The sequence below is a fragment of the Paenarthrobacter sp. NPDC089322 genome (genome assembly GCF_040684895.1).
Lineage (GTDB): Bacteria > Actinomycetota > Actinomycetes > Actinomycetales > Micrococcaceae > Arthrobacter.
Genome location: NZ_JBFBGW010000005.1, coordinates 80,539 through 106,246, shown reverse-complemented (window position 1 = coordinate 106,246; position 25,708 = coordinate 80,539). Strand labels below are relative to the sequence as shown.

The following is a 25,708-nucleotide window of genomic DNA, read 5'->3' as shown; positions in this document are numbered from 1 at the left end:
AGGTTGAACTGTGAAACTCCCGCCCAAGTTGGAACTCGCCGGCGTTTCCCTGCGCGACATGACCGAAGCCGACGTCCCCGCCGTCGAAGCGCTGGAGCGCAGATTGTTCCCCGTGGACGCCTGGCCCTTGCAGATGTTCTTCGATGAACTGTCCCAGCTCGAAACACGACGCTACGTGGTGGCCGAGGTTGCAGGGGAGATCGTTGCCTACGCCGGATTGATGTGCATTGAGCCCATTGCGGACGTCCAGACGATCGCCGTCGTTCCTGAATTCGAAGGCAAGGGCATTGGCTCTGCCGTCCTTACGGAACTGATCGACGAGGCGCGGCGCCGTCGCGCCGCGGACGTGCTGTTGGAGGTCCGCGCCGACAACCCCCGTGCCCAGCAGTTGTACTTGCGCTTCGGGTTCGAACAGATCCACGTCAGGCCGCGGTACTACCGGGACGGCACGGATGCCTTGATCATGAGGCTCCCCCTGAATGATCCGCACTCCCCGGAAGGAGCCACAGCGTGAACGGAGCTTTTCCTGTGCAGACACAGCAGCCTTTGGTGCTGGGCATCGAGTCATCCTGCGACGAAACCGGCGTGGGGATCGTACGGGGCACCACACTGCTGACCAATACGGTGTCCTCATCCATGGACGAGCACGTGCGTTTTGGGGGTGTCATCCCGGAGATAGCTTCCCGCGCCCACCTGGACGCGTTCGTGCCCACCCTGCAGGAGTCGTTGCATGAAGCGGGAGTAACCCTGGACGACATCGACGCCATTGCCGTCACCTCGGGTCCTGGCCTGGCCGGCGCCCTCATGGTGGGCGTGTGCGCTGCGAAGGCGCTGGCTGTCGCCACCGGAAAACCCCTGTATGCGATCAACCACTTGGTGGCCCATGTTGGCGTGGGGCTGCTGGATGGAACGCCCGACGCCGGTGCTGCCGCCGGCTTGGGTGCAGGAAAGTTGCCCGAGAACCTCGGTGCGCTCCTGGTATCCGGAGGGCACACGGAAATGCTCCGCATCCGGAGCATCACCGATGACGTAGAACTCCTGGGGTCAACCATTGACGACGCCGCGGGTGAAGCCTACGACAAGGTAGCCCGCATCCTGGGCCTCGGCTATCCGGGTGGCCCGGCCATCGACAAGCTGGCGCGCCAAGGCAACCCGAAGTCCATCCGGTTCCCGAGGGGTCTCACCCAGCCCAAGTACATGGGCACGGCCGAGGAACGCGGCCCGCACCGCTACGACTGGTCGTTCAGCGGCTTGAAAACCGCCGTTGCACGTTGCGTCGAGCAGTTCGAGGCCCGCGGCGAGGAAGTGCCGGTGGCGGACATCGCTGCTGCATTCCAGGAGGCGGTGGTGGACGTCATCAGTTCGAAGGCGGTCCTCGCGTGCAAGGAACACGGCATCACGGATGTATTGCTGGGTGGCGGGGTTGCCGCGAACTCGCGCCTCAGGGAGTTGACCGCCCAACGGTGTGCGTCAGCCGGCATCAAGCTGCATGTGCCGCCATTGAGCTTGTGCACGGACAACGGGGCGATGGTTGCTGCCCTTGGATCCCAGCTCATCATGGCAGGGGTAGGACCCAGCGGCGTGGGTTTCGCCCCGGACTCCTCCATGCCGGTAACCACGGTGTCAATGCCGGCGTAGCTTAAGCGTCCGGGCCTTTGCGCATTTGCTGCACGAGGTCCATGACCACTGCCTGCAGGTCGCCGTTGTGCTCGGCGGCCACGCGGCGCTGGCGCTGGTAGCTCGCTCCGCGTTCGATGATTTTGGTGACATCCGCGAGTTCCTCGGAGCAGCCCAGCTTGGCAGCTACGGGCTCCAACCGTGCGATGGTTTCCGCGAGGTGCTCGGTGACGAGCTTCTCATTGCCTTCCGCGTCGAGGATGATGATGGCTTCCATGCCGTAGCGCGCCGCACGCCACTTGTTCTCCTGCACGTGCCACGGCGGCATGGTGGGAATGGTGCCGCCGGCGTCCAGGATGGAGGAGAATTCGTCCACGAGGCATTGGGTCAGCGCAGCGATCGCACCCACCTCTTCGAGCGTTGCCAAGCCGTCGCAGATACGCATTTCGATGGTGCCCAAGGCAGCAACAGGACGGATGTCCCACCGGATTTCCGAGATCGCGTCGATCACTCCCGTGGTGAACATGTCCTGCACATAGGACTCGTAGGCCTCCCAGGTTTCGAACTGGAACGGCAAGCCTGCAGTGGGGAGCTGCTGGAACATGAGGGCGCGCTGGGATGCGTAGCCGGTTTCCTCTCCGGCCCAGAAGGGGCTGGAGGCAGACAAGGCCTGGAAGTGCGGGAAGTAGTTCACCAGTCCGTCGAGGATGGGAAGTACTTTGTCGCGGCGATCGATGCCGACGTGGACGTGGACGCCGTAGATCACCATTTGCCGACCCCACCATTGGGTACGTTCGATCAGCTTGGCGTAGCGTTCCTTGTCCGTGACGGGCTGGAGCAGGGGCGGGCTGAAGGGGTGGCTTCCGGCGCAGAATACTTCGACCCCCATGGAGTCGGTGACTCCGCGGACAGCGGCCAGGGACCGGTTGAGATCTTCCTTGGCTTCCTTGACGGTGTCACAGATTCCCGTCACGAGCTCCACCGTATTCAGGAGCAGTTCGCGCTTGATGTGGGGGTGTTCGTCGTCCTCGTTGAGGTCCGGGTGGTTTGCCGCCACGCCTTTGAGGACATCGTTCGCGACTGAGACGAGCTCTCCGGTGCGTGCATTGACGAGCGCCAACTCCCATTCCACACCCAGTGTTGATTGCCTGGATGGCGCAAACTCAATCTGCACGTCGTCCCCTCGGTATATATTTCCGGCCTGCTGTATGGCCGGGGCTTCCCCGCTGCGGGGCCGCCAGCGGTCTGCTCAAGTGTAGTGCAGCTTGGCGTGTCCATATGGAGGGGAAACAGGGACGTTACGCCCAAAAGTTGCTATTGAGAATGATTGTCAATTAGAGTCTTTGCCATGCACCTCACCGTCGTCAGTTCCCTCGACAGCCAATGCCGCGAAGCGGCAACCAGCAGGCTCGGCCGCACGCACAGCAACTCTGTGGTGGTTCTTCACGACCTGTTGGACGGTTCCCAGGTCCTGCGGCGCGTCTACAGGAACGGCCAGCTCTTCGAGCGGGAAACCACCATGCTGGAGCATGGTTGCCTGAGTTGCACCGTCAGGTTGGATGTTGTCCCGACGGCGGAACGGCTCGCCGCGTGCGGCTTCGACCACGTGGTACTTGGCCTGCCGCCGGGGGTCGCCGCAGGAATGGCGGTGGCCGAATTGCATCTCGGCCTTTCCCGGCCCGCTGTTATGGACAACGCAGTGCTTGCCCTGGACCCGGTTGACCTGGACGACCATATCTGGGACCGGCACACGCTGTTTGAATCCGGCTTCACCTCCATGCCCCAGGACGACCGCACCAGCGGGGAGTTCCTCATTGGTGAATTCGGGCAAGTGGACACGGTCATGCTCCACCCCGGCCTGGGGGCCGTTTTGTCGGGCAACCCGCGCGTAGGTTCGGAGGAGTGGGCTACGGGTGTGGAACTGCTGGGACAGTTGGCGCCGCACGCCGACGCCGTGGCGGCACAGGACGGCTTCCGCCCGGGATGCTTCGATGGTGCCGAAGCGGCCGCCCGGACCAAGCCGGGAACGGTCCGTGTCCCCGTGAGCGATTCACCGGGTTCCTTCCGCACTGTGCTGCACAAGGCCGGTCGTCCCCTGCACCCGGGACGCTTCCGTGAGGCGCTTCCCCGGCTGGCTGCGGGAAGCCACTGGCTACGCGGCCGCCTGTGGATCGCATCCGCTGCCAAAACCAGGATCGCTGTTCAGGGGATCGGGCCGCGCGTCTGGCTCGAGAGCACCGGTACCTGGATGGCCGATGCCGCGGCCGGTGCAACCTCATTGGGACAGTCCGGTACAACCTCGGTAAGCCGTGACGTCAAGGCGGGGACCGACGTCGACGCCGTCCTGGACTGGCACCCCAGCTACGGTGACCGCGGCACGGTTCTCGCGGTGACCGGGCGGGCCGATGACATCGACCCCCAGGAGATCCGCAGCCTGCTGGAAGGCTGCCAACTCAGCGAAGCCGAGATGGAACTGGACTTCGGAGTTTGGGACGATCCCTTGGAGTTAAGCGACGCCCTCTGAACCACTTCACACCACAATAAAAAGGAGCAACACCATGAAAGTCAGGAACTCAGTGCGGGCCCTCAAGAAGGTCCCCGGAGCACAAGTCGTCCGCCGACGTGGACGCACATTCGTCATCAACAAAAAGAACCCGCGAATGAAGGCGCGGCAGGGCTGACACCCTCCCAGGGGGCTGTTTAATGGGTGGATGCCCATCCTGAACAAAGACATGTCCCTGTGCATTTCGCTCGCGGCCCGCCCCAGCAACATCGGGACCCGGTTCCACAACTACCTCTACGATCTGCTCGGCTTGAACTTTGTCTACAAGGCCTTCGCGCCGGCCGACATCACCTTGGCGGTCGCGGGCATCCGCGGCCTCCCGATCCGTGGCGCTGCGGTCTCCATGCCATACAAAGAAGCAGTCATCCCGCTGGTCGATGTCATGGATCCCTCCGCGAAAGCCATTGACTCGGTCAACACGATCGTCAATAACGACGGTGTCCTGACCGCCTACAACACGGACTACATAGCCATCGCCAGGCTCCTGAAGGACCATCAGGTGCCAAACACCCACTCTGTGCTCTTGCGGGGAGCCGGCGGAATGGCCAAGGCTGTCGCTGCCGCCCTGCGCGACGCCGGGTTCACTGCCGTCACCATCGTGGCGCGCAATGAAACTGCCGGCCGGGCGCTGGCGGACCTCTACGGATTCGCCTGGCAGGACGACGTCAACGGCTCAACCGCCGATCTCATTATCAACGTCACCCCGCTGGGCATGGCCGGCGCCGATGAAAGGGCCCAGTCCTTCGAGGATGCAACCATTGCAGCTGCCCGGGTGGTGTTCGACGTCGTCGCGCTTCCCTCCGAGACTCCGTTGATCGAGGCCGCACGCGCCGCCGGCAAGCCCGTTATTACGGGCGCGGAGGTAATCGCCATCCAGGCCGAGGAACAGTTCGTCCTGTACACGGGCGTCCGGCCGTCTGCGGAGCAGGTACGCGAAGCTTCGGAGTTTTCACGCCGCCAGGCCGGGCACTAGGCGTCAGGACACAGGCTCCACAACAACGGCCACTCTTTCCTCGCCGATCCGGGTGAGGACCAGGGTGGCCGTTATGGCATCCTTCGATTTGCCGGCCGACTTGGCCGGCAGGAGCTGTTTCCTGAGCTCTTCCGGCGTAACGGCCGTGCCCCGCTTCTTGATGTCCAGCACGCTGATGCCGTTGGCCTTGACCCAGGCCTTGAGCGCTTTCACGTTGTAAGGCATGACCTCGAGCACCTTGTACGCGCGTGCGAACGGGGTGTCATGCAGTTCCGGCGCGCAGATATACGCGATGTGCTCGTCCACGAGGTGCCCGCCCAGCCGTTCAGCGATGTCGGCCACCAGCCCGGCTCGGATGACCGCACCGTCGGGTTCATACAGGTAGCCTTCAACGGGCCCGACGGCGGCTACCGGACCGCCGTCGAAATCCTCGCCGCTCGTGATTTCGGCAGCGCCCCGGGCGCCGATGACGAGTGCCGCGCGGCGCACGCCGGGGCGGGCAACGGCGTTGAACCACAAAGTGACTTCAGTGACGTCACCGCCCACGGACACCCACTGGGCTTCGCAATTGGCGGGCACCGAGTCGTGGGGCATGCCGGGGCCCATCTTGACGCCCACGGCCAGGCCGGTGGCGGCCAGCCCCTCAACGAACGACAAGGGCGGAGAGAAGGCTTCCGGGTCCCAGATCCTCGTGGTCCCCGACGTCGAGGTGGTGCGTCGTGCAGGATCCAGCCATACGCCGTCGATCCCGTCCAGGTCCACGGAGGTGGCGTCTGAGTGCACCACGGTGGCGTGCGGGAACGGCATGAGGTTGATCGTGGCGCAAGCGGCCGTGGTTTCATCCATCTCCACGGCCGTCACGGCGATGTCCATCGAGGCCATAGCCATGGAGTCCGCGCCCAGTCCGCAGCCCAGATCGGCTACATGGGCGATTCCGGCTTGGGCGAAGCGCTCAGCGTGCCGTGCCGCAACGTTCAGGCGGGTCGCCTGCTCCAGCCCTGTCTGGGTGAACAGCATCTGCCGCGCAAACTCGCCGAACTTGGCTTCGGCCCGGGTCCGGAGCCGGGACTGCGTGAGGACGGCGGCCACAACCTCGGGGGAGTGCCCTGCCTTGCGGAGGTCCGCATTTACGCTGAACGCGTCTGCTTCCCGGTAGGGGCCAAGCGAGGCAAGAAGTTCCCACCCTTCAGTGGTGAGCAAGGGTGCAATCTGTTCCTGTGGTGCTTGGGGCATGGGAACCAGCCTAACGTCGCCGGCGCACGTGATGGGACGGGTGAAGCAGGCCGATAGGGTTGTTCGTATGGAAGACAACGCAACTCCGCAGCCCTCCGAACCGAACAACCAGAACGGAAGAATTCCAGCCGCTGCAGGAGCTGCAGAGCACTCAGCTGGCCGTTCCCTTGCCACCTACGCCCGCCCGGCCCTGATCGCCGGTGTCGTCATCGCGGTGGTTTGCGTTGCGTTGCTGATCATTATTTTCGCGCTGGATTCCTTCAATGCGGCCGCCTATTCCGTGACGGGCAAGAGCATCGGTGACGCCACGGACGAGGCCCGCGACATCCGCGAGCTTTACACCGGTGCCCGGATCGGCGGGATGACCGCCCTGGTGATATCCGGCGTCGTGGCGGTTGCTGCCGGGATAGTGCTCTACCTCAACCGCGGGTCTGCTGCGCCGGAGGACGGCGAAGAATATGACCTTGATGACCTCACGGGTCGCTGAACCGATCAGCTCCGACCGTTCACCGATGACGAAATGCTGGCACTCACCTTGACCGAGTGCTAACCGCTTACATAGAGTCTTGTTAGCACTCTCCCTGTGAGGGTGCTAACCACCCCGCCAGGCAGCTACCGGCACCGCGACGACGGTTGCGCGCCTCGGCACCCTTGTTCTTAGTCCATGAATCAGCTCATGAAAAGGAGAGATCCGAGTGTCGGTCTCGATTAAGCCTCTTGAGGATCGTATTGTTGTTCGCCCGCTCGAAGCAGAGCAGACCACGGCTTCCGGCCTGGTTATTCCGGACTCCGCGCAGGAGAAGCCGCAGGAAGGCGAAGTTGTTGCAATCGGCCCCGGCCGCTTCGATGACAACGGCAACCGCGTACCGGTTGACGTAGCTGTTGGCGACGTCGTCATCTACTCCAAGTACGGTGGAACCGAAGTCAAGACCGGTGGCAGCGAGTACCTCGTTCTGTCCGCCCGCGACGTCCTCGCGATCGTCGTAAAGTAACTTCCTGGATCCCCGCACCGCAGCAGCCTTGGATATCGTTCCGAGCCGCAGCGGTGCGGGTTTTCCGTCTTGAAAGGACACAACCATGGCAAAGCAGCTTGCTTTTAACGATGCTGCCCGCCGGTCTCTCGAGGCCGGTATCGACAAGCTCGCCAACACTGTCAAGGTGACGCTTGGTCCGCGCGGCCGCAACGTCGTGCTGGACAAGAAGTGGGGAGCTCCCACCATCACCAACGACGGCGTGACCATCGCCCGTGAAGTCGAGTTGGACGACCCCTATGAGAACCTTGGCGCCCAGTTGGCCAAGGAAGTCGCCACGAAGACCAACGATGTTGCCGGTGACGGCACCACCACCGCCACCGTCCTCGCCCAGGCCCTCGTCAAGGAAGGCCTGCGCAACGTTGCCGCCGGCGCTGCTCCCGGGGAGATCAAGCGCGGCATCGAGGTTTCCGTCGAAGCCATCGCAGCCCGCCTCCTGGAGAACGCCCGCGAGGTCGAAGGTACCCAGGTTGCCAACGTGGCAGCCATCTCCGCACAGAGCGACGAAGTCGGTGAGCTGCTGGCCGAGGCCTTCGGCAAGGTCGGCAAGGATGGTGTCATCACCATCGAAGAGTCCTCCACCACCCAGACCGAGCTGGTCCTTACCGAGGGCATGCAGTTCGACAAGGGTTACCTGTCCCCGTACTTCGTCACCGATGCAGAGCGCCAGGAAGCCGTCCTTGAAGACGCACTGATCCTGATCAACCAGGGCAAGATTTCCTCGCTGCAGGAATTCCTGCCGCTGCTGGAGAAGGCCCTGCAGGCTTCCAAGCCGCTCTTCATCATTGCCGAAGACATTGAAGGCGAGGCACTGTCCACGCTGATCGTCAACCGCATCCGCGGCACGCTCAACGTTGTAGCCGTCAAGGCTCCGGGCTTCGGCGACCGCCGCAAGGCCATGCTCCAGGACATCGCCACCCTCACGGGCGCCCAGGTTGTCTCGCCGGACCTCGGTCTTTCGCTGGATACCGTTGGCCTCGAGGTACTGGGTACCGCCCGCCGCATCACGGTTACCAAGGACAACACCACCATCGTGGACGGTGCCGGCACAGAGCAGGACGTCGCAGACCGCGTTGCCCAGCTCCGCGCTGAGCTGTCCCGCACGGACTCCGACTGGGACCGCGAGAAGCTGCAGGAACGCCTGGCCAAGCTGGCAGGCGGCATCGGCGTGATCAAGGTTGGCGCTGCCACCGAGGTTGAGCTGAAGGAAAAGAAGCACCGCATCGAGGACGCTGTTTCCTCCACGCGTGCAGCCCTGGAGGAAGGCATCGTTTCCGGCGGCGGCTCCGCCCTCATCCACGCCCTCAAGGCACTGGACGAGGATCCGGCCGTCAAGGCTCTCGAAGGTGACGCAGCTGCCGCTGTTGGCATCGTTCGCCGCGCCCTGACCCAGCCGCTGCGTTGGATTGCCCAGAACGCCGGCTTCGATGGCTACGTGGTGGTTTCCAAGGTTTCCGAACTCGAAGCAAACCACGGCTTCAACGCCAAGTCCGGTGAGTACGAGGACCTGATCGCCGCCGGCGTGATCGACCCCGTCAAGGTCACCCGTTCGGCTCTCCGCAACGCCGCTTCCATCGCTGCCCTGGTTCTCACCACCGAGACCTTGGTTGCCGAGAAGCCGGCTGAGGAAGAAGACGCACACGCAGGCCACCAGCACTAAGCAGGTTGCTTGCAGGAACCCCGGTCACGCTTTGTGGCCGGGGTTCTTTGCTGTCTCCAGCAGGGTGCGGGGCTGCTATTGTCGGCGTACGACGGCGGCGGTACCCTGACGCTATTACGGCGGCATGGGTGCGCCAACCGGGCTGCTCCCGGCCGCGAGGTGAGTCATGACCATGCCGGCAACAGCCTTGGACCTCGGACGTTCAGCGTTCTCGGAGCATCGGTGGAGCGATGCTTTGGAGTCCCTTGCGCGGGCGGATGCCGAGGGGGGCCTGCCTCCGGAAGACCTTGAAGTGGTGGCCTCGGTCGCCATGCTTCTTGGCAAGGACTCGGAGGGTGTTGCCTACCTGACCCGGGCCCATGACGAATATGTGGTGCTGGGCGACATGGCGGGTGCTGCCCGGTGTGCTGCGTGGCTCGTGTTGTACATGATGGACATGGGCGAACCTGCCCGGAGCTCCGGATGGATGGCCCGTGCCAGGCACTTGGTGGAGGGGCTGGACCAGCCGGGCACAGCCGAGGGTTATCTCATGATCCCGGCCGCGCTTGGAGCTCTGTACGGAGGGCAGCCCGAGGCCAGCAAAGAGCTCTTCGGCCAGGCTTTGGCGGTGGGTAGGAAGTTCCGGGACCGGGACTTGACGGCCTTGGGCCAGTTGGGCTTGGGGACTGCAGGGATCACCTTGGGATTCACCGATGAGGGTTTGGAACTGCTCGACGAAGTGATGGTGTCCGTGACCGCCGGGGAGGTGTCGCCCATTCCGTCCGGGATCATCTACTGCGCAGTTATTGGGAGTTGCCGCCTGGCCCTGGACGTCCAGCGCGCCCATGAATGGACGGCCGCCCTCCAACGCTGGTGCGGCGACCGGCCGGACATGGTGATGTTCAGCGGCCAGTGCCAGTCGCACAGGGCGGAACTGTTCATCCTCCACGGGGCGTGGGACGATGCCATGGCAGCCGCCCGCATCGCCCAGGACCGTTCACGCCGCGGCGATCCGGAAGCCAGATGGGGCGCATGGTACCTCGAGGGCGAGATACTTCGCATGCGGGGCCAATTTGATGAGGCATGCGTTGCGTATGCCAAGGCTGCCGAGACGGGCTTCGAGGCCTTGCCCGGTTTGGCCCTGGCCATGGTTGCGCAGCATAAAGTGGCCCAGGCCCAAGCCATGCTCCGCCGTGCATTGTCAGGCTCGGACCCCGCCAACCGACGACGGCTGCTGCCCGCCGTCGTCGAGGTTGAACTGGCGGCAGGCGACACGCCGGCGGCCCGGGCGGCGGCCGATGAGTTCGCGGCTCCGGTCGGTGACGCCGGCAGGCCACTGGAACGTGCGATTGCAGCCCAGGCCGAAGCGCAGGTCCTGATCGCAGAAAGCAAGGCGGCCGACGGGCTGTTGGCCTCGAGGAAGGCCTGGCGTCTGTGGTACAGCCTCGAAGCGCCTTACGGTGCCGCAACCTGCAGGGTGCTCGCGGGGCGTGCCTGCTCCGTGTTGGGCGACCAGGCGTCGGCGGCCATGGAGTTCGAGGCCGCTCAAGGGGAGTTCGCTGATCTGGGGGCGGCGCCGGCCGTCGCCGATGTCCTCAGGCTCAGCGGGGAACGAGCGGGGGACGGGGCCTCAACGCTGACTGTCCGCGAGCTTCAGGTCTTGAGGTTGGTGGCCGAGGGGAAAGCCAACAAATCCATCGCCAGGGACTTGTACCTCAGCGAAAAGACCGTTGCCCGCCATGTCAGCAACATCCTGTGCAAGCTGGATGTCCCTTCCAGGGTTGCCGCCACCAAGTACGCGTTCGAACACCATATGGTGAGCTGACATTCTCCCCGTGTGCGCATAAATACCCATCTGTGTTCCGCCTGAATGGGTGATTCGGCCGACGCGGCACCGGATACCGGACCCATAGCTTGGCCTTATGAACATTCCACTGCTCGCCGGCACCGTATCTACCGTGCTCTTTGCAGCCAGCATGTTTCCCATGCTGATGAAGGCGGTCCGGACCAAGGATCTGGCCTCTTACAGCCTGGGCAACATTGCGCTGACCAACATCGCCAATGCCGTCCACTCCGTGTATGTCTTCGACCTCCCGGCAGGACCGGTGTGGCTGCTGCACAGCTTCTACGTGGTGGCGTCGGCCCTGATGCTGGTCTGGTGCGTGCGATACCGCAAGGCTCCTGCTGCCGGCCCCGTGGAAAAACTGGAGACTCCTCCGGCGCTTGTTCATTAAAAGGAAATTGTTGGCCTTTGATTCGAAGAAGGAGAACGGTCATGGGAAGAAACAACGAGGCATCAGCGGACACAATCATCGTGGGAGGTGGGCAGTCGGGATTGGCGCTGGGCTATTGGCTGTCCAAACAAAACCACGATTTCCTGATTCTCGACGAGAACGTCAGGCCAGGGGAGTCCTGGCGTCAGCGCTGGGATTCCCTCCGCCTGTTCACACCAGCCAAGTTTGACGGACTACCCGGGGCACCGTTCCCGGGAGACCGGTTGGCGTTCCCCACCAAGGACGAACTCGCGGACTACCTCGAAGGCTATGCCCGGCGATTCCAGTTGCCGCTTGTCCATGGAGTCCGCGTTGATGAGGTGACCCGGCGGGACCACCGATTCCTGGTGCGCTCCGGGACCAGGACCTGGGACGCCGGGAACGTCGTCGTAGCCACCGGAGGTTACCGGATGCCCAAGCGCCCGGCGTTCGCCACTGAGTTGGATTCCGGCACGTTCCAGCTGCACTCCCGGGACTACAGGAATCCCGGACAACTCCAAGCCGGCCCGGTCCTTGTGGTGGGCCTCGGGAACTCGGGAGCGGAAATTGCCTTGGAGGTCAGCAGGACTCACACCACGCTGCTTGCGGGCAAAGCCAGTGGTGAAATTCCTGTCCGGCACGGTCGGTTGGCAGCCAGGTTCGTCCTGCCCGTCATCCGATTCGCCGGCTTGCATGTCCTGACCCTCAATACCCCTGTCGGCCGGAAGGCAGCACAATCGTTCAAAACAATGGCGACCCCGTTGATCCGGACGAGGACCAAGGAACTGGGGGCCGCGGGAGTGGAACTGGTCCCTCGGGTAGCCGGTGTCAGTGATGGCCAGCCGATGTTGGACGATGGACGGACCCTCACGGTCGCCAACGTCATCTGGTGCACCGGCTACCGCGACGACTACTCGTGGCTGAAGCTGCCGTACGCCAACTCCGGTGGTGAATTGGAGCAACAACGGGGAGTGTCGGCATCGGTTCCCGGGCTGTACTTCATTGGCCAGGAATTCCTGTTCGCGGCAGCCTCGGCAACCCTTCCCGGGGTCGGTCGGGATGCCCGCTACGTGGCTCGCCACCTGACGGCTCAGCGCCCAACCGCCGAGCCAGTTGTTGCCCACGCTATCCACCTTTGAGAACGGAAAAGCGACGGAATCGGAGTCAGGTGGCGTGTTGGATGCGTCACAGTCCCTGTGCCGTCCGGGAGGTCTGCGCAACACAGCCCATGCACAGCTTCACCTGCGGAAATACATAGTGAATACTGCGCTAATTGACTGGGGGAACACGGTTTCACAGGGCTGCCGCACTCGGGTGGAGCTGTAAAACCCCGTATGATGGATGCTTTGTGTAACAGCCTTTGAGGAACCGCCTAACGTGACTACGCCAACGATCCAACCGCCCGCCCGTCCCAACAGGCGGGCTACCGGACCCGTTGCAAAGTCAAAGTTCCGCCCGGAAATCCAAGGGCTTCGTTCCTTGGCCGTCCTCATGGTGGTGGGTTACCACATCTGGATCGGGCGCGTGTCCGGCGGTGTGGACGTCTTCCTCCTGATCTCTGCCTTCCTGATGACACTGCAGTTCACGGGGCGTTTCAAGCAACGGCGCCCCATGGACTTGTTGCGGCATTGGCTGCACCTTTTCAGGCGCCTGCTTCCCGCCGTCGTGGTGGTCCTGCTGGGCACGCTGGCGGCCACCTTTGTCTTCCTGCCGCCCACTCGCTGGGTGGAAGTGGTCCACCAGGCATGGGCCTCCCTGTTCTATTACGAGAACTGGCTCCTGCAGAACCTTGCGGTCAACTACTACGCAACGGATCACAGCCTGGCCAGTCCGGTTCAGCATTTCTGGTCGCTGTCCATCCAGGGCCAGGTGTTTATCCTCTGGCCAGTGATCTTCGCGGTCATGGCAGCCATTTGCCGTAAGTACGACCTCCGGTATCGGGCGTCATTGGCCTACATTTTCGCGTTGATCTTCGTGGCTTCACTGACGTACTCCATCATCTTCACCGCCAACAACCAGGCCGTGGCATACTTCGACACGTTCGCCCGGCTGTGGGAATTCGCCTTGGGGACACTCGTGGCCCTGATCCTCCCCGCACTGGACTTTTCCAGGCCTGTCCGCGTGGTGATGGGGTGGGTGGGTGTGGCCGCCATGTTGAGTTGCGGCATCCTGCTGCAGGTACAAACAGCGTTTCCGGGCTTCGTGGCTTTGTGGCCTACGTTGGCCGCCGTTGCAGTCATTGCGGCGGGACAGACCGGCAGCCGCTTCGGTGTGGACCGGATCCTGAGTTCGAAGTTCCTGGTCCGGCTGGGTGACAACTCCTATGCCCTCTACCTCTGGCACTGGCCCGTCCTGGTGATTGCCCTTGCTTGGAGCGGCAAGGACCATGCAGGGTGGTTGTCCGGAACGGCGATCGTGGCGTTGTCGCTCGTCCTTGCCTTCTTGACCACAAAGTACGTGGAGAAGCCCTTCCGTGAATGGCGCTGGCCGGAGGTGAAGCGTCGGCGCGCCGCCATCTCCATCGCCGCCTGCCTCGCTGTGGCGTGCACGCCCCTCTTTGGCTTCCAGTACAAGCAGTATCTCGACCAGCAGGCTGCTGCCACGCAGGCCTTCAACGACAATCCGGGAGCCCACGCGTTGCTTCCCGGGTACGTGGACCTTGTCAGTGACGGTGCCAAGACACTGCCTACAGCCGAACAGCTCCCGGAAGACTGGGCACGCCTGTCCGGCCCTTGCGAAGGCGATGCGCAACCCGATGACCGGACCTTGCAGTCCAACTGCCAGCAGAACAGCGTGGCCGCTGAGGATGCCACCAAGACCATCGTGGTGCTGGGGGACTCACACTCGCAGCAGTGGCTGGCCGCCCTGGGCCCGCTCGCGGAGGCCCAGCACTGGAAGGTGACCGCTCTCCTGTTGGGCGGATGCCACTTCATGCCGGAGAACCCCGACGCGGATGAGGCTTGCAACGACTTCAACTCGGAGGCGTCCAAGTATGTGGAAGAGCAGTCGCCGGACGCCGTGTTCATGGTGGGAACCATGGCTTCGCCGTCGTCACCTGACGAGCAGTTGGTATACGGCTTTGAACAGACGGTCACCAACTTCAATGACCTGGGCATCCAGGTAGTTGCCATCCGCGACAACCCCCGGTATGACTACAACGTTACGGAATGTGCGCTGGCCAAAGGCGTGGAAAGTTCCGACTGCAAATCCGACCAGCCCGACGTCCTGGCGGCGCAGAGCCCGTTCGCAGCCGTCCAGGGAATGTTCGGTAATGCCGCCTTCCTTGATATGACGGACCTCTTGTGTGACGGCATCCATTGCCCAAGCGTCGTGGGAAACACTTTTGTCTACCTGGATGACAACCACCTGTCCAGGACGTACGTCAGCAGCATGGCGGACATGTTCACGGAGAGGTGGTTTGCCGCGACGGGGTGGGCCCGTTGAGCAAACAGCACAACGTTGCCGCACCTGGAGCGGCCGGCACACCCGCCGTTGCGGAACGCACGACGGCGGCACCCGGCTTCCGTCCGGAGGTTCAAGGCCTGCGCGCCTTGGCTGTGTTGATGGTGGCGACTTACCACATCTGGTTGGGCAAAGTATCGGGCGGCGTGGATGTCTTCCTGCTCATTTCCGCCTTCCTGCTGACCCTCTCCTTCACGCGCAAGCTCGAGAACCGCAAGCCACTGAAACTGTTGCGGCACTGGCTGCACGTGTTCAAGCGGCTGCTGCCCGCCGTCGTCGTTGTCCTGCTGGCGGTGCTGACCGCCACGTGGATTTTCGTCCCCCAAAGCCGGTGGCCGGATGTCCTGGCCGAGGCGTGGGCGTCCTTGCTGTACCGGCAGAACTGGCAGCTCGCGGACTCCGCCGTGGATTACTACGCCCAGGACCACTCCGGAGCAAGCCCGCTCCAGCACTTCTGGTCGCTCTCCGTCCAAGGCCAGGTCTTCATTCTCTGGCCGCTGATATTTGCTGCGGTGGCGCTGCTGCAGCCGCAGCTTGCCAAGCTGTTCCCGCAGCGCACGGCGGCAACCCCCAGGGCGTTGCTGTTCATGGCTTTTGGCGTGGTCTTCGCGGTGTCACTCCTGTACTCCATCGAGCAAACGGCGCATAACCAGGAGTACGCCTATTTTGATACCCGGACACGGCTCTGGGAGTTCGCGCTGGGATCGCTGCTGGCATTGGCCCTTCCTTATCTGAAGCCGGGCCGAGTGCTGCGGGTCATCCTCGGCTGGGCGGGGTTGGCCGCCATGCTCGCTTGCGGTTTGGTCCTGACCGTTGAACGTTCCTTCCCGGGCTTCGTTGCGCTTTGGCCCACCCTCGCCGCGGCAGCCGTGATCATCGCAGGCCAAAGCAACAGCCGCTTTGGAGCCGATCGTCTGTTGAGCTCCCGGCCGTTGGTTCTCGTCGGTGACAATTCCTATGCCCTCTACCTGTGGCATTGGCCCGCCTTGGTGTTTTTCCTGCTCGTCACGGACACCGGTACGCCAAGCCTTCTGCAGGGCCTGGGCATCATGGCGGTGTCGATGCTGCTGGCTGTTGCAACCACGCGCTACATCGAGCTGCCGCTGCGCCGCTGGGAGTGGCCGGACGTACGGTCCTGGCGCGCCGCCGTCGTGATTGCCTGCTGTGGTGCGTTGCTGGCGGTACCGGTCACTGCCTGGCAAGGCGCAATTGCTGCCGAAGGCGCAGCCATTGCTGACCAACCCAAGGAACTGACTCCCGGAGCAGCGGCCCTTTCGCCCGAGTTCGCCGGCCAACCAACCCCCGAAGCGATGATCATCCCGGCTCCCGCGGCCATGAAGGACGAGTGGGCGGACATCGATGGCCTGTGCACCGGTGACAACGTTCCTTCGGATCCGCTCCTGCAGGGGTGCCTCCAGAACGACGAGCCGGACGTGGTCACCAAGGAAATCGTGGTGCTCGGCGATTCGCATGCCCAGCAGTACATGGCCGCCCTCGGACCGATTGCCAAGCAGCACGGCTGGGAAGTCGTGACCCTGCTCAAGGGAAGCTGCCGGTTTGGTGCCGAATCACCGGAACGCACTGATGAGTGCAACGACTTCAACAAGGCAAGTGCCGCCTACGTCATGGAGCATCAGCCCGATGCTGTCTTCACAGTTGCGTCGCTGACCCATGCCACGGCTCCTTTTGAGACCGAAGTTCCCGGCTACCTCGAGGGTATTAAGCCGTTCACGGATGCTGGGATCGACGTCGTCGGCGTGCGCGACAATCCAAGGTTCAGCATCAACATGCCTGAATGCGTGCAGAAGAAGGGGCCGGATTCGCCCGACTGCAACGCGCCGCTTGAGGAGTCGCTTGCCGCTTCATCACCCCTTGACGATTACGTTGGCAAGGTGGAGCGGCTGTACCTGATGGACATGAGCGACTTCATCTGCGAGCAAGGCACCTGCCCGGCGGTGGTCGGGAACGTGTACGTCTACAAAGATGACAACCACCTCACCAAAACCTACGTGCAGAGCATGATCCCCATGTTCGAAGAGCGGCTCCTGGCGGCAACCGGTTGGGCGGAACGCTAGTTCCGCCGGACGCTACGGAACGCTGCAGCGGGTGTTGGAGAGGTGTTGGGACGTACGACGGCGGCCTGCCGCCAGTGCTGTTGCTCACACTCAGGGGTCGCGGAATATGGCGATCGCCGCTGAGGTTCTAGTATTTATCCAACACCTTATGCACAGGCCAGTCCCGTAATGACGGGCTGGTCATCAGTTGCAACCCCTACCAGTTAAGCCCCCAAGAACCCAGGTAAGAGGCGCACACTCATGACCCAGCCCGAACACGATCCCTTTGGCTTTGTAGGCCTGACCTACGACGACGTCCTGCTGCTTCCCGGCCACACCGATGTCATCCCGTCGGACGCCGACACGTCGTCCAGGATTTCCAAGCGCATCACAGTGCAGACCCCGCTGCTTTCGGCGGCCATGGACACCGTCACGGAGTCCCGCATGGCCATCGCCATGGCTCGCCAGGGTGGCCTGGGCGTGGTGCACCGCAACCTGTCCATCGATGACCAGGCCGAGCATGTGGACCGAGTCAAGCGCAGTGAATCCGGCATGATCACCAACCCGCTGACCATCAATCCGGAAGCCACGTTGCAGGAGCTCGACGAGCTGTGTTCCCGATACCGTGTCTCCGGCCTCCCCGTCGTGGACCCCGAAGGCCGCCTTCTGGGCATTGTCACCAATCGCGACACCCGTTTCATTCCGGAGTCCGAGTTCCCCACCCGCCGTGTCAGCGACGCCATGACCAAGATGCCGCTCGTCACCGGCCACGTGGGCATCAGCCGCGAAGAAGCCTCGCACAAGCTCGCCACCAACAAGATTGAAAAGCTGCCGCTGGTCGATGAGCAGGGCCGCCTGAAAGGCCTTATCACCACCAAGGACTTCACCAAGGCAGAGCAGTACCCGCTGGCCACCAAGGATGACGAAGGCCGCCTGCGCGTAGGCGCGGCCATCGGCTTCTTCGGTGACGGCTGGGAACGCGCCATGAAGCTTATCGACGCCGGCGTGGATGCCCTGTTCGTGGACACCGCCAACGGCCACTCCCAGGGTGTCCTGGACATGATCTCCCGCCTGAAGTCAGACCCCGTTGCCGCCCACGTGGACATCATCGGTGGCCAGGCTGCAACCCGCGAAGGTGCGCAGGCACTCATTGATGCCGGTGCGGACGGCATCAAGGTCGGTGTCGGCCCGGGTTCCATCTGCACCACCCGTGTTGTCGCCGGTGTTGGTGTTCCCCAGATCACCGCCATCTACGAGTCCGCAAAGGCCGCCATTCCGGCCGGGGTTCCGTTGATCGCCGATGGTGGCCTGCAGTACTCGGGCGACATCGGAAAGGCGCTCGTCGCCGGTGCCGATACCGTCATGCTCGGCTCTCTGTTGGCCGGTTGCGAAGAGTCTCCCGGTGAGCTCATCTTCGTCAACGGCAAGCAGTTCAAGAGCTACCGCGGCATGGGCTCACTCGGGGCCATGCAGTCCCGCGGCAAGAACACGTCCTACTCCAAGGACCGTTACTTCCAGGCCGACGTCTCCGGCGATGACAAGCTCATTCCCGAGGGCATCGAGGGTCGCGTAGCCTTCCGTGGTCCGCTCGCGTCCGTGGCATACCAGCTGGTCGGCGGCCTTCGCCAGACCATGTTCTACACGGGCGCGCCCACCATCGCGGAGCTTAAGGCACGCGGCAAGTTTGTCCGGATCACCCCGGCAGGCCTGAAGGAATCGCACCCGCACGATATCCAGATGACGGTCGAGGCACCGAACTACGGTTCCCGCTGATGATCCCTGATCCCCGTGGCCACGGCCGCGGGGATCAGCCATTTAAGGGTCGTGCTTTCAAGGCACGCGGCAGCAATGTCTGCCCGCAGGAATAGGCTGGGTGCATGTCTGAAAAGCCCGCACAACCGCGGCACCCGGAGTCGGTCCGGCTCAACCCGGTCCAACCCGGCAAAGCACCGCCCCGCAAGCTCGCGCTCCGCCCGTACGCACGCGCCGTCGGGCAGGTCCTGAAGGTGAGCTTCAAAGCGTCACCTGCGGCCGTCATCATGAAGGTGGCCGGTTCGTTGATTTCGGCCATGCTGCCGCTTGTGACAACCTACTTCGCAGCTCTGACCACCACCGCGCTGGCCGCCGGCTACGCAGGAGACCCCGACGCCGGTCCACAGGCGATCCTGTACGTCATCATCACCGCTGCCCTGGGGCTGTTTTGGGGTGCGTTCAGCAGTGTGGACCGCTACATCCAGCAGCTGATGAGCTTTAAAGTGGGCGCAATCGTGGGCGACATGATGTATGAGCGCTTTCTGGCCTTGGAGTTCTGGCGCTACGACGACAAGGAAACGGTAGACCTCTACGACCGCGCCAAACGGTTCTCCGATTCCTACGCGCGGGTTTTGGACCGCATCGCCGCCATCTTCACGCAGCTTGTCTCGGTGGTCCTGGCCGTGGGCGCGTTGCTGCTGGTCAGTTGGTGGATCGCGGTCATCGTCCTGGTCGCGATCGTCCCCAGCGTCTACCTGCAGTTCAAACTGTCGCGGGAACAAATAGCCCACTGGAACACGCAGGTTGACTCGCGGCGGCAACGCCGGATGATCGAGACCAACCTCCTGCGCCCGCAGCACATCGCGGAGATGCGGCTCTACGGGATTGTGGGCTACCTGATGGACCTGCGTTCCCGGCTCAGAGATGCCGATGAGCGGCGGCGCCTCGATTACCAGAAGCGCTACATCCCCAAGCAACTTGCCGCCGACGCCCTCCAGTACGGCGCCGAGGTCGTCTCCCTGATCTGGGTGGTGGGGCAGATCATCGCCAGGGCGCAGCCGGTAGGCCAATTCCTCTATGTGCAGCAGATCGTCAGCCGGGCGCTGTCCACGGCCAACAACCTGGTGTCGTCGCTGAGCTCCATCGACGAGGACCTTGCCAACCTCAAGGACTACGAGCTGTTCATGGCGCTTCCTGTCCCGAGCGGCAACGAACCGCCCCTCGTGAAGTCGCCCTCAACGGTGGAAATGCGCGACATTCGCTTCAGTTACACAGGCAGTGACATCGAGGTGATCAAGGGCATTTCCCTGACCATCAAGGCGGGCCAGCACATCGCGATTGTCGGTGAAAACGGTGCGGGAAAGTCCACGCTGATCCGGATCCTTGCCGGCTTGTACCGTCCCGATTCCGGGCAGGTACTGCTCGACGGTGTGGACCTGGCCGGGATCGATGTGACCAGTTGGCACCGTCACCTCGCCGTCCTGAGCCAGGAGTTCCTGAAGTACGAGTTCGCCACGGCAGCGGAGAACATCTATCTCGGCGACGTGAAGCAACCACGGGACGACCACCGCATCAAGCGCGCAGCATCCGATGCCGAAGCCATGGACTTCATCAGCAAACTCCCCAACGGCTTGGAAAACCACGTGAGCAACTGGATGGAGGATCCCCGCGGCAGGAAGGGGAGCGGGCTCTCCGGTGGGCAATGGCAGCGGCTCGCGATGGCCCGCAACTTCTACCGGGATGCCTCGTTCATGGTCATGGACGAACCCACCTCCGCCATTGACGCCCTGGCTGAGCACAGGATTTTCTCGAGGCTTTTCGCGGACAGAAGCAGCACCATCATCGCCATTAGCCATCGCCTGGCCACCATAGAGAAAGCGGACGTGGTCTACATGCTGGAAGACGGCCGGATCGCCGAGCAGGGAACACACAAGGAACTGGTTGCCCTCCGGGGACGCTACTTCCGGATGTTCGAATCCCAGCTCACTGTGGAGGAAACCACACGGCCCGCACCTTAGGCAGCAGCTTCCACCAATCCCGCGGAGCGACACGGCGCCCGGGTACCAGTGGGATAAACTCAAGCAGTGACTTATGAGATTGAGATTGGCCGTGGCAAGCGTGGGCGTCGTGCCTACTCCCTGGATGACATCGCGATCGTTCCGAATCGCCGGACGCGTGACCCGAAGGACGTCTCTGTCTCCTGGCAGATCGACGCCTACAAGTTCGACATGCCCGTAATCGCTGCTCCCATGGACTCCGTGATGTCGCCGGAAACAGCCATCGCCCTGGGCCGTTTGGGCGGCCTCGGTGTCCTGGACCTCGAAGGCCTGTGGACCCGGTATGAGAACCCGCAGAAGGTCCTCGACGAGATCGCCGACCTTGCCGACGAAACGGGCAGCCCGGCCGTCACGCGACGCATGCAGGACCTTTACCAGGCACCCGTCCAGCCTGAACTCATCAGCTCCCGGCTTGCCGAGATCCGCGCCGCAGGCGTCACGGTGGCAGGTTCCCTCACGCCGCAGCGTACCCAGGAACACTACAAGACCGTGGTGGCCGCCGGCGTCGACATCTTTGTCATCCGCGGCACCACCGTCTCAGCGGAGCACGTTTCCAAAAACCACGAACCCCTGAACCTCAAGCAGTTCATTTACGAACTCGATGTTCCCGTGATTGTCGGCGGTGCTGCCGGCTACACTCCCGCACTGCACCTCATGCGCACGGGTGCGGCAGGTGTCCTGGTCGGCTTCGGTGGCGGTGCAACCACTACCACCCGCCGGGCATTGGGCATCCACTCGCCCATGGCCTCAGCCATCTCGGACGTCGCAGCTGCACGGCGCGACTACATGGACGAGTCCGGTGGACGCTACGTCCACGTCATCGCCGATGGCGGCATGGGCAGCTCGGGCGACATCGTCAAGGCCATCGCCATGGGTGCCGACGCCGTCATGCTGGGCAGTGCCCTTGCCCGCGCCGAGGAAGCTCCCGGCCGCGGCTGGCATTGGGGTCCGGAAGCCCACCACCTGGAATCGCCCAGGGGAGACCGCGTCAACGTGGGCACCGTGGGTCCGCTCGAGGAGGTCCTGTACGGACCGGGCCACCACACCGATGGTACGTCCAACCTGATCGGAGCATTGCGCCGTTCCATGGCTACCACAGGTTACTCGGACCTGAAGGAATTCCAGCGCGTGGACGTCGTGGTTTCTCCCTACGCAGGGAACTAGTACTCCTGCCAATCGGGCCAGGCAACAAGTAGGGTAGGGAACTATCAGCTGTTGCGTTTGAGGAGGGGTCCGATGAGCAATGCCACAGGTAGTCCGCACGTCCAAGCTTCCGGGGCGCTGAGCCCGGAATCACGTGCCGCTTCCATCGAGGTCCTCAAAGCCACTGCCGAGGCCGGCAAGGAGCTTGACATCCTGATCGTCGGCGGCGGCGTTGTAGGGGCTGGAGCTGCCCTGGACGCCGTTACGCGCGGCCTGACCGTAGGCATCGTGGAAGCCAGGGACTGGGCGTCCGGTACCTCATCCAGGTCGTCCAAGCTGATCCATGGCGGGCTGCGCTACCTTGAGATGCTGGATTTCGGCCTCGTCCAGGAAGCACTCCAGGAGCGGGGCCTGCTGATCCAGCAGATCGCTCCGCACCTGGTGCGCCCTGTGCCGTTCCTGTACCCGCTGACGCGCAGGTTTTGGGAGCGGCCCTACGTGGGCGCAGGCATCATGCTCTACGACACTTTGGGCATCACGTCCGGCCACAGCCGCGGCGTTCCCATGCACAAACATCTCTTCAGGCGAGGAACTTTGCGGGCGGCTCCCAGCCTGAAGGACGACGCCTTCGTTGGGTCCATCCGTTACTACGACGCCCAGGTTGACGACGCCCGATTGGTGGTCAATGTGGTCCGGACCGCTGCGCACTACGGTGCGCACGCAGTGAACCGTGTCCGTGTGGTGGACTTCCTCCGTGAAGGTGAGCGCGTCGTCGGGGCCAAGCTGGAAAACCAGGAAGACGGCAGCGTGTTCGAAGTACGCGCCAAGCAAGTAGTAAACGCGACGGGCGTGTGGACCGACGAAACGCAGGCCATGGTCACTGATCGTGGCCAGCTCAAAGTCCGGGCGTCCAAGGGAATCCACTTGGTGGTGCCGCGCGACCGCTTCCAGTCCACGGTGGGGCTGATCCTGCGCACGGAAAAGTCGGTGCTCTTCGTCATCCCCTGGGGCCGCCACTGGATCATCGGCACGACCGACACCGACTGGAAGCTGGACAAGGCGCATCCAGCAGCGTCCAGCAAGGACATTGACTACGTTCTTGAGCACGTCAACCGCGTACTCAAGCGCCCCTTGACCCGCGAAGACGTAGAAGGCGTCTACGCCGGGCTCCGTCCGCTCCTGGCCGGCGATAACGACTCCACAGCCAAGCTGTCCCGCGAGCACGTGGTGGCGCACCCCGTTCCCGGGCTCGTCGTGGTTGCCGGCGGCAAATACACAACGTACCGGGTCATGGCCAAGGACGCAGTGGACGAAGCCACCCGAGCCATGGATGAACGCGTCCCGCCGAGCTGCACCGAGACGATTCCGTTGCTCGGTGCTGAGGGCTTCAAAGCCGCCTGGAACCGTCGCGCGCGGTCAGCGGAGGAAGCCGGCGTTCACGTGGCACGCGTGGAGCACCTCCTCAACCGCTTCGGATCGATGGCCTCGGAGGTGCTGGACCTCATCAAAGCCCAGCCCGAGCTTGCCCAACCGTTGCCGGGAGCAGACGACTACCTGGCCGCAGAAGTGGTCTACGCAACCACCCACGAAGGTGCCCGCCATGTCCATGACGTTCTGACGCGACGAACACGCATTTCGATCGAAGCATGGGACCGCGGTGTGTCAGCGGTGCCCGTTGTCGCTAAGCTGATGGGTGAAATCCTTGGCTGGAGCGAGGCCCAGCGGGAAAGCGAAGTACGGCATTATCTGGCGAGGGTGGAAGCCGAGCGTCTCAGCCAGCAGCAACCCGATGACGAATCGGCCGACGCCGCGCGTATGGGAGTCGATGACATCGTTCCCCTTCGCTGAGCATCACCTTCGCTGAGCATCACAGGACCTTGGGCCGGGAGGCCGCACTGGAGGGAACACGACGTGGCTGAACCACTTGACCGGTATGACGCGGAACTGACCACGCCGGAAACGGTCATCCTGGAGCTCGTTGCCGAAGACAAGATCGATGCTGCCGCACAGTTGGCCGAACGCCTGCACAAGGTTGGACGCATCTCCAACCTCGAAGGCTTCCTCGAGCAGGTCCATTCACGGGAACACCAACTGGCCACCGGGCTTCCAGGTGGCATCGGCCTTCCCCATGCCCGCAGCGAGTACGTGGACAGGATCTCCATCGCGGTAGGCGTCACAAAATTCGGGCACGCCCTGGACTTTGGCGCGAGTGATGGGCCCGCCACGCTGGTACTGCTCATAGCAACCCCGGCAAGTTCCTTCTCTGACCATTTGGAGGTCCTGGCGACCCTGGCCCGTTCGCTGTCCAAGGAATCCTTCCGCGAGTCGCTGCGGCGGGCGCACGACCCCGAGGTGATCTCAGAACTTATCAACTCCAGCCTGGTGTTCTTCGATCACTAAAACGTGAGGCCGCTTGCCAGGTTCGTTGTTCTACAGTCCGGTTCGTTGTTCTACAGCCGGACGAAGTACGGTTAATAGGTGTTGAAAACCGCGCTGAAACCCCGCTGGATCGCAGGACTTGTCTTTGCGCTTCTCCTGTCCGGGGTGTTTGTGCTGCTCAGCCAATGGCAGCTCAGCCGGTCCACGCAACAAGAGGCCCCGGCGCCGTCCAGCATTGAGGAAGTGAGGCCCCTGGTGGACGTCCTGCAGCCCGGGCAGTTCTTCCCCGGCTCGGTTTCAGATCAAATGGTCAGCGCCACGGGAAGCTACGACGCCGGCAAACAGGTCCTTGTGGAAGGCCGACTCCGGGACGGACAAAAGGGCTACTGGATCGTGTCCGCCTTCGCCGTGGACAACGCACCGAAGCTCAGCGGCGTAGCCGCGTCCCCGCAAACGTGGGTTCCGGTGGCGCGCGGATGGGTGGCCGATGCCTCCCAAGCCAGCGCCCCGCCGTCGGGCACCCTCACGGTGACCGGCCGCTTGCTGCCCTCTGAAGCGCCGCTGCCAAACGTCGACGCCGGTCCCGGCCGCGCGTCGGCAGTGGCCGTTGCGGAACTCATCAACAAATGGGAAATTTCCAGCTACTCCGGGTTCATTGCCGCTACTTCCGAAGTTGTCGGCGGCGTGCCCGTGGTTTCGGACGATGCCCTCAAGCCCCTCAACATCCCCGCCCAGCCTCCGGCCCAACAGGTCAACTGGCTGAATCTCTTCTACTCGGTGGAGTGGGTGGTCTTCGCAGGCTTCGCCCTCTATATCTGGTGGCGGATGGTGGCCGACGACTACCGCCGGGACCAAGAGGATGAGCTTGAGGATGACGACTTCGACGCCGAGCCGGAACACGCCCCACAGCCTCCAGAACACCCCGCCAGCCCTGAACCAGAACAAAAGGTGCAGCAATGATCGAACCCAAGCCGGCCATCCAGCCCGAGCAGTCAGGACCCAAGCCCAAGAAGCGGAGGTTCGGCGGAACGGAAGCCCAAATCCGTTCGGCACTGAAGTTCTACAAGATCATGGCGTACCTGACAGGCGCCATGCTCCTGCTGCTGTGCGCTGAACTGATCGCGCGATACGGCTTCGGCGTCTCCCTCTTCGCCGGTGGCACGAACGCGGTGACAGGGCAGCCTTTCGTGTTCGGCTTCGCCTCCTCGGAACCCAAGGGCGTGATCGGCGGCTTCAACATCTCAACCACGGTCCTGATCGTTCACGGCTGGATGTACGTGGTCTACCTGATCTCCAACTTCCGGCTTTGGTCGCTGTTGCGCTGGCCTTTCTCCAAGCTGGTCCTGTTGGCGCTGGGTGGCGTTGTGCCGCTCATGTCCTTCATCGTGGAGAAGAAATTCCACGCGCAGGTGGAAGCCGAGTTGGCCGCCCACCCGCAGGCTTCAAAGCGCTACTGAGTTACTGCTGGCCGGTGTTCGGCTCCTGCCGATGTGAGATGCCTTACGCGGGGCCCGGTTTTGGCCCCTGATGCCCGCTGTGGACGTGCACCGGGG

General features: G+C 63.2%; 22 protein-coding genes. 20 read left to right on the top strand and 2 right to left on the bottom strand.

Features of this window, described 5'->3' with window-relative positions:
- Nucleotides 1-10: 10 nt before the first annotated feature.
- On the top strand, nucleotides 11-514 hold the full coding sequence (rimI, locus tag AB0N65_RS07705) for a ribosomal protein S18-alanine N-acetyltransferase (protein ID WP_364159799.1): 504 nt from the start codon (nucleotides 11-13) through the stop codon (nucleotides 512-514).
- Between the two features lie 14 nt (nucleotides 515-528).
- Nucleotides 529-1,638: a tRNA (adenosine(37)-N6)-threonylcarbamoyltransferase complex transferase subunit TsaD gene (tsaD, locus tag AB0N65_RS07700; RefSeq protein WP_364160003.1), complete on the top strand. Its 1,110-nt coding sequence runs from the start codon at nucleotides 529-531 to the stop codon at nucleotides 1,636-1,638.
- 1 nt (nucleotide 1,639) lies between these two features.
- Here the strand turns inward: tsaD and AB0N65_RS07695 are convergent, their stop codons facing one another.
- Entirely contained in the window at nucleotides 1,640-2,791 is a 1,152-nt protein-coding gene (locus AB0N65_RS07695) for a glutamate--cysteine ligase (RefSeq protein ID WP_364159797.1), read from the bottom strand.
- A 174-nt stretch (nucleotides 2,792-2,965) separates the two neighbouring features.
- Here AB0N65_RS07695 and AB0N65_RS07690 point away from each other — a divergent pair, with 174 nt between their 5' ends.
- Genes AB0N65_RS07690 through AB0N65_RS07680 form a run of 3 tightly spaced genes read left to right on the top strand, consistent with a single transcriptional unit; the run spans nucleotide 2,966 to nucleotide 5,153 of the window.
- Nucleotides 2,966-4,141, top strand: coding sequence for a GTP-binding protein (locus AB0N65_RS07690; RefSeq protein ID WP_364159795.1), 1,176 nt, complete (start codon nucleotides 2,966-2,968; stop codon nucleotides 4,139-4,141).
- A 34-nt stretch (nucleotides 4,142-4,175) separates the two neighbouring features.
- On the top strand, nucleotides 4,176-4,298 hold the full coding sequence (ykgO, locus tag AB0N65_RS07685) for a type B 50S ribosomal protein L36 (protein ID WP_115930656.1): 123 nt from the start codon (nucleotides 4,176-4,178) through the stop codon (nucleotides 4,296-4,298).
- 30 nt (nucleotides 4,299-4,328) lie between these two features.
- Complete coding sequence (locus tag AB0N65_RS07680; RefSeq protein WP_364159792.1) at nucleotides 4,329-5,153, top strand: shikimate 5-dehydrogenase; 825 nt, start codon at nucleotides 4,329-4,331, stop codon at nucleotides 5,151-5,153.
- 3 nt (nucleotides 5,154-5,156) lie between these two features.
- Here AB0N65_RS07680 and AB0N65_RS07675 read toward each other — a convergent pair whose 3' ends face one another.
- Nucleotides 5,157-6,386: a class I SAM-dependent methyltransferase gene (locus tag AB0N65_RS07675; protein ID WP_364159790.1), complete on the bottom strand. Its 1,230-nt coding sequence runs from the start codon at nucleotides 6,384-6,386 to the stop codon at nucleotides 5,157-5,159.
- Nucleotides 6,387-6,453: 67 nt separating this feature from the next.
- On the opposite strand from AB0N65_RS07675, the gene AB0N65_RS07670 reads away from it, so the two are divergent.
- The 15 genes from AB0N65_RS07670 (at nucleotide 6,454) to AB0N65_RS07600 (ending at nucleotide 25,612) form a co-directional block, all read left to right on the top strand.
- Nucleotides 6,454-6,873, top strand: coding sequence for a hypothetical protein (locus tag AB0N65_RS07670; RefSeq protein ID WP_364159788.1), 420 nt, complete (start codon nucleotides 6,454-6,456; stop codon nucleotides 6,871-6,873).
- Between the two features lie 208 nt (nucleotides 6,874-7,081).
- On the top strand, nucleotides 7,082-7,378 hold the full coding sequence (gene groES / locus AB0N65_RS07665) for a co-chaperone GroES (RefSeq protein WP_018776625.1): 297 nt from the start codon (nucleotides 7,082-7,084) through the stop codon (nucleotides 7,376-7,378).
- Between the two features lie 85 nt (nucleotides 7,379-7,463).
- Nucleotides 7,464-9,077 carry a chaperonin GroEL gene (gene groL, locus AB0N65_RS07660; RefSeq protein WP_364159786.1) on the top strand — a complete coding sequence of 538 codons (1,614 nt, stop codon included), beginning with the start codon at nucleotides 7,464-7,466 and terminating at the stop codon, nucleotides 9,075-9,077.
- A gap of 166 nt (nucleotides 9,078-9,243) precedes the next feature.
- Complete coding sequence (locus AB0N65_RS07655; RefSeq protein WP_364159784.1) at nucleotides 9,244-10,881, top strand: response regulator transcription factor; 1,638 nt, start codon at nucleotides 9,244-9,246, stop codon at nucleotides 10,879-10,881.
- A 97-nt stretch (nucleotides 10,882-10,978) separates the two neighbouring features.
- On the top strand, nucleotides 10,979-11,290 hold the full coding sequence (locus AB0N65_RS07650; RefSeq protein WP_364159782.1) for a hypothetical protein: 312 nt from the start codon (nucleotides 10,979-10,981) through the stop codon (nucleotides 11,288-11,290).
- A gap of 41 nt (nucleotides 11,291-11,331) precedes the next feature.
- Nucleotides 11,332-12,447, top strand: coding sequence for an NAD(P)-binding domain-containing protein (locus AB0N65_RS07645; RefSeq protein ID WP_364159780.1), 1,116 nt, complete (start codon nucleotides 11,332-11,334; stop codon nucleotides 12,445-12,447).
- A 202-nt stretch (nucleotides 12,448-12,649) separates the two neighbouring features.
- Entirely contained in the window at nucleotides 12,650-14,752 is a 2,103-nt protein-coding gene (locus tag AB0N65_RS07640) for an acyltransferase family protein (RefSeq protein ID WP_364159778.1), read from the top strand.
- 98 nt (nucleotides 14,753-14,850) lie between these two features.
- Nucleotides 14,851-16,845, top strand: coding sequence for an acyltransferase family protein (locus AB0N65_RS07635; protein ID WP_364160001.1), 1,995 nt, complete (start codon nucleotides 14,851-14,853; stop codon nucleotides 16,843-16,845).
- 240 nt (nucleotides 16,846-17,085) lie between these two features.
- Nucleotides 17,086-18,597 (top strand): IMP dehydrogenase, encoded by a 1,512-nt coding sequence (guaB, locus tag AB0N65_RS07630; protein ID WP_364159776.1) that lies wholly within the window; start codon nucleotides 17,086-17,088, stop codon nucleotides 18,595-18,597.
- Between the two features lie 104 nt (nucleotides 18,598-18,701).
- Complete coding sequence (locus AB0N65_RS07625) at nucleotides 18,702-20,594, top strand: ABC transporter ATP-binding protein (protein ID WP_364159774.1); 1,893 nt, start codon at nucleotides 18,702-18,704, stop codon at nucleotides 20,592-20,594.
- Between the two features lie 66 nt (nucleotides 20,595-20,660).
- Nucleotides 20,661-21,797 carry a GuaB3 family IMP dehydrogenase-related protein gene (locus tag AB0N65_RS07620; protein ID WP_364159772.1) on the top strand — a complete coding sequence of 379 codons (1,137 nt, stop codon included), beginning with the start codon at nucleotides 20,661-20,663 and terminating at the stop codon, nucleotides 21,795-21,797.
- A 72-nt stretch (nucleotides 21,798-21,869) separates the two neighbouring features.
- Entirely contained in the window at nucleotides 21,870-23,624 is a 1,755-nt protein-coding gene (locus AB0N65_RS07615) for a glycerol-3-phosphate dehydrogenase/oxidase (protein WP_364159770.1), read from the top strand.
- 63 nt (nucleotides 23,625-23,687) lie between these two features.
- On the top strand, nucleotides 23,688-24,176 hold the full coding sequence (locus AB0N65_RS07610) for a PTS sugar transporter subunit IIA (RefSeq protein ID WP_364159768.1): 489 nt from the start codon (nucleotides 23,688-23,690) through the stop codon (nucleotides 24,174-24,176).
- A 78-nt stretch (nucleotides 24,177-24,254) separates the two neighbouring features.
- Nucleotides 24,255-25,115: an SURF1 family protein gene (locus AB0N65_RS07605; protein ID WP_364159766.1), complete on the top strand. Its 861-nt coding sequence runs from the start codon at nucleotides 24,255-24,257 to the stop codon at nucleotides 25,113-25,115.
- Nucleotides 25,112-25,612 carry a DUF3817 domain-containing protein gene (locus tag AB0N65_RS07600; protein ID WP_364159764.1) on the top strand — a complete coding sequence of 167 codons (501 nt, stop codon included), beginning with the start codon at nucleotides 25,112-25,114 and terminating at the stop codon, nucleotides 25,610-25,612. Before AB0N65_RS07605 ends, AB0N65_RS07600 begins: the two co-directional genes overlap by 4 nt.
- The last annotated feature ends 96 nt before the right edge of the window (nucleotides 25,613-25,708 follow it).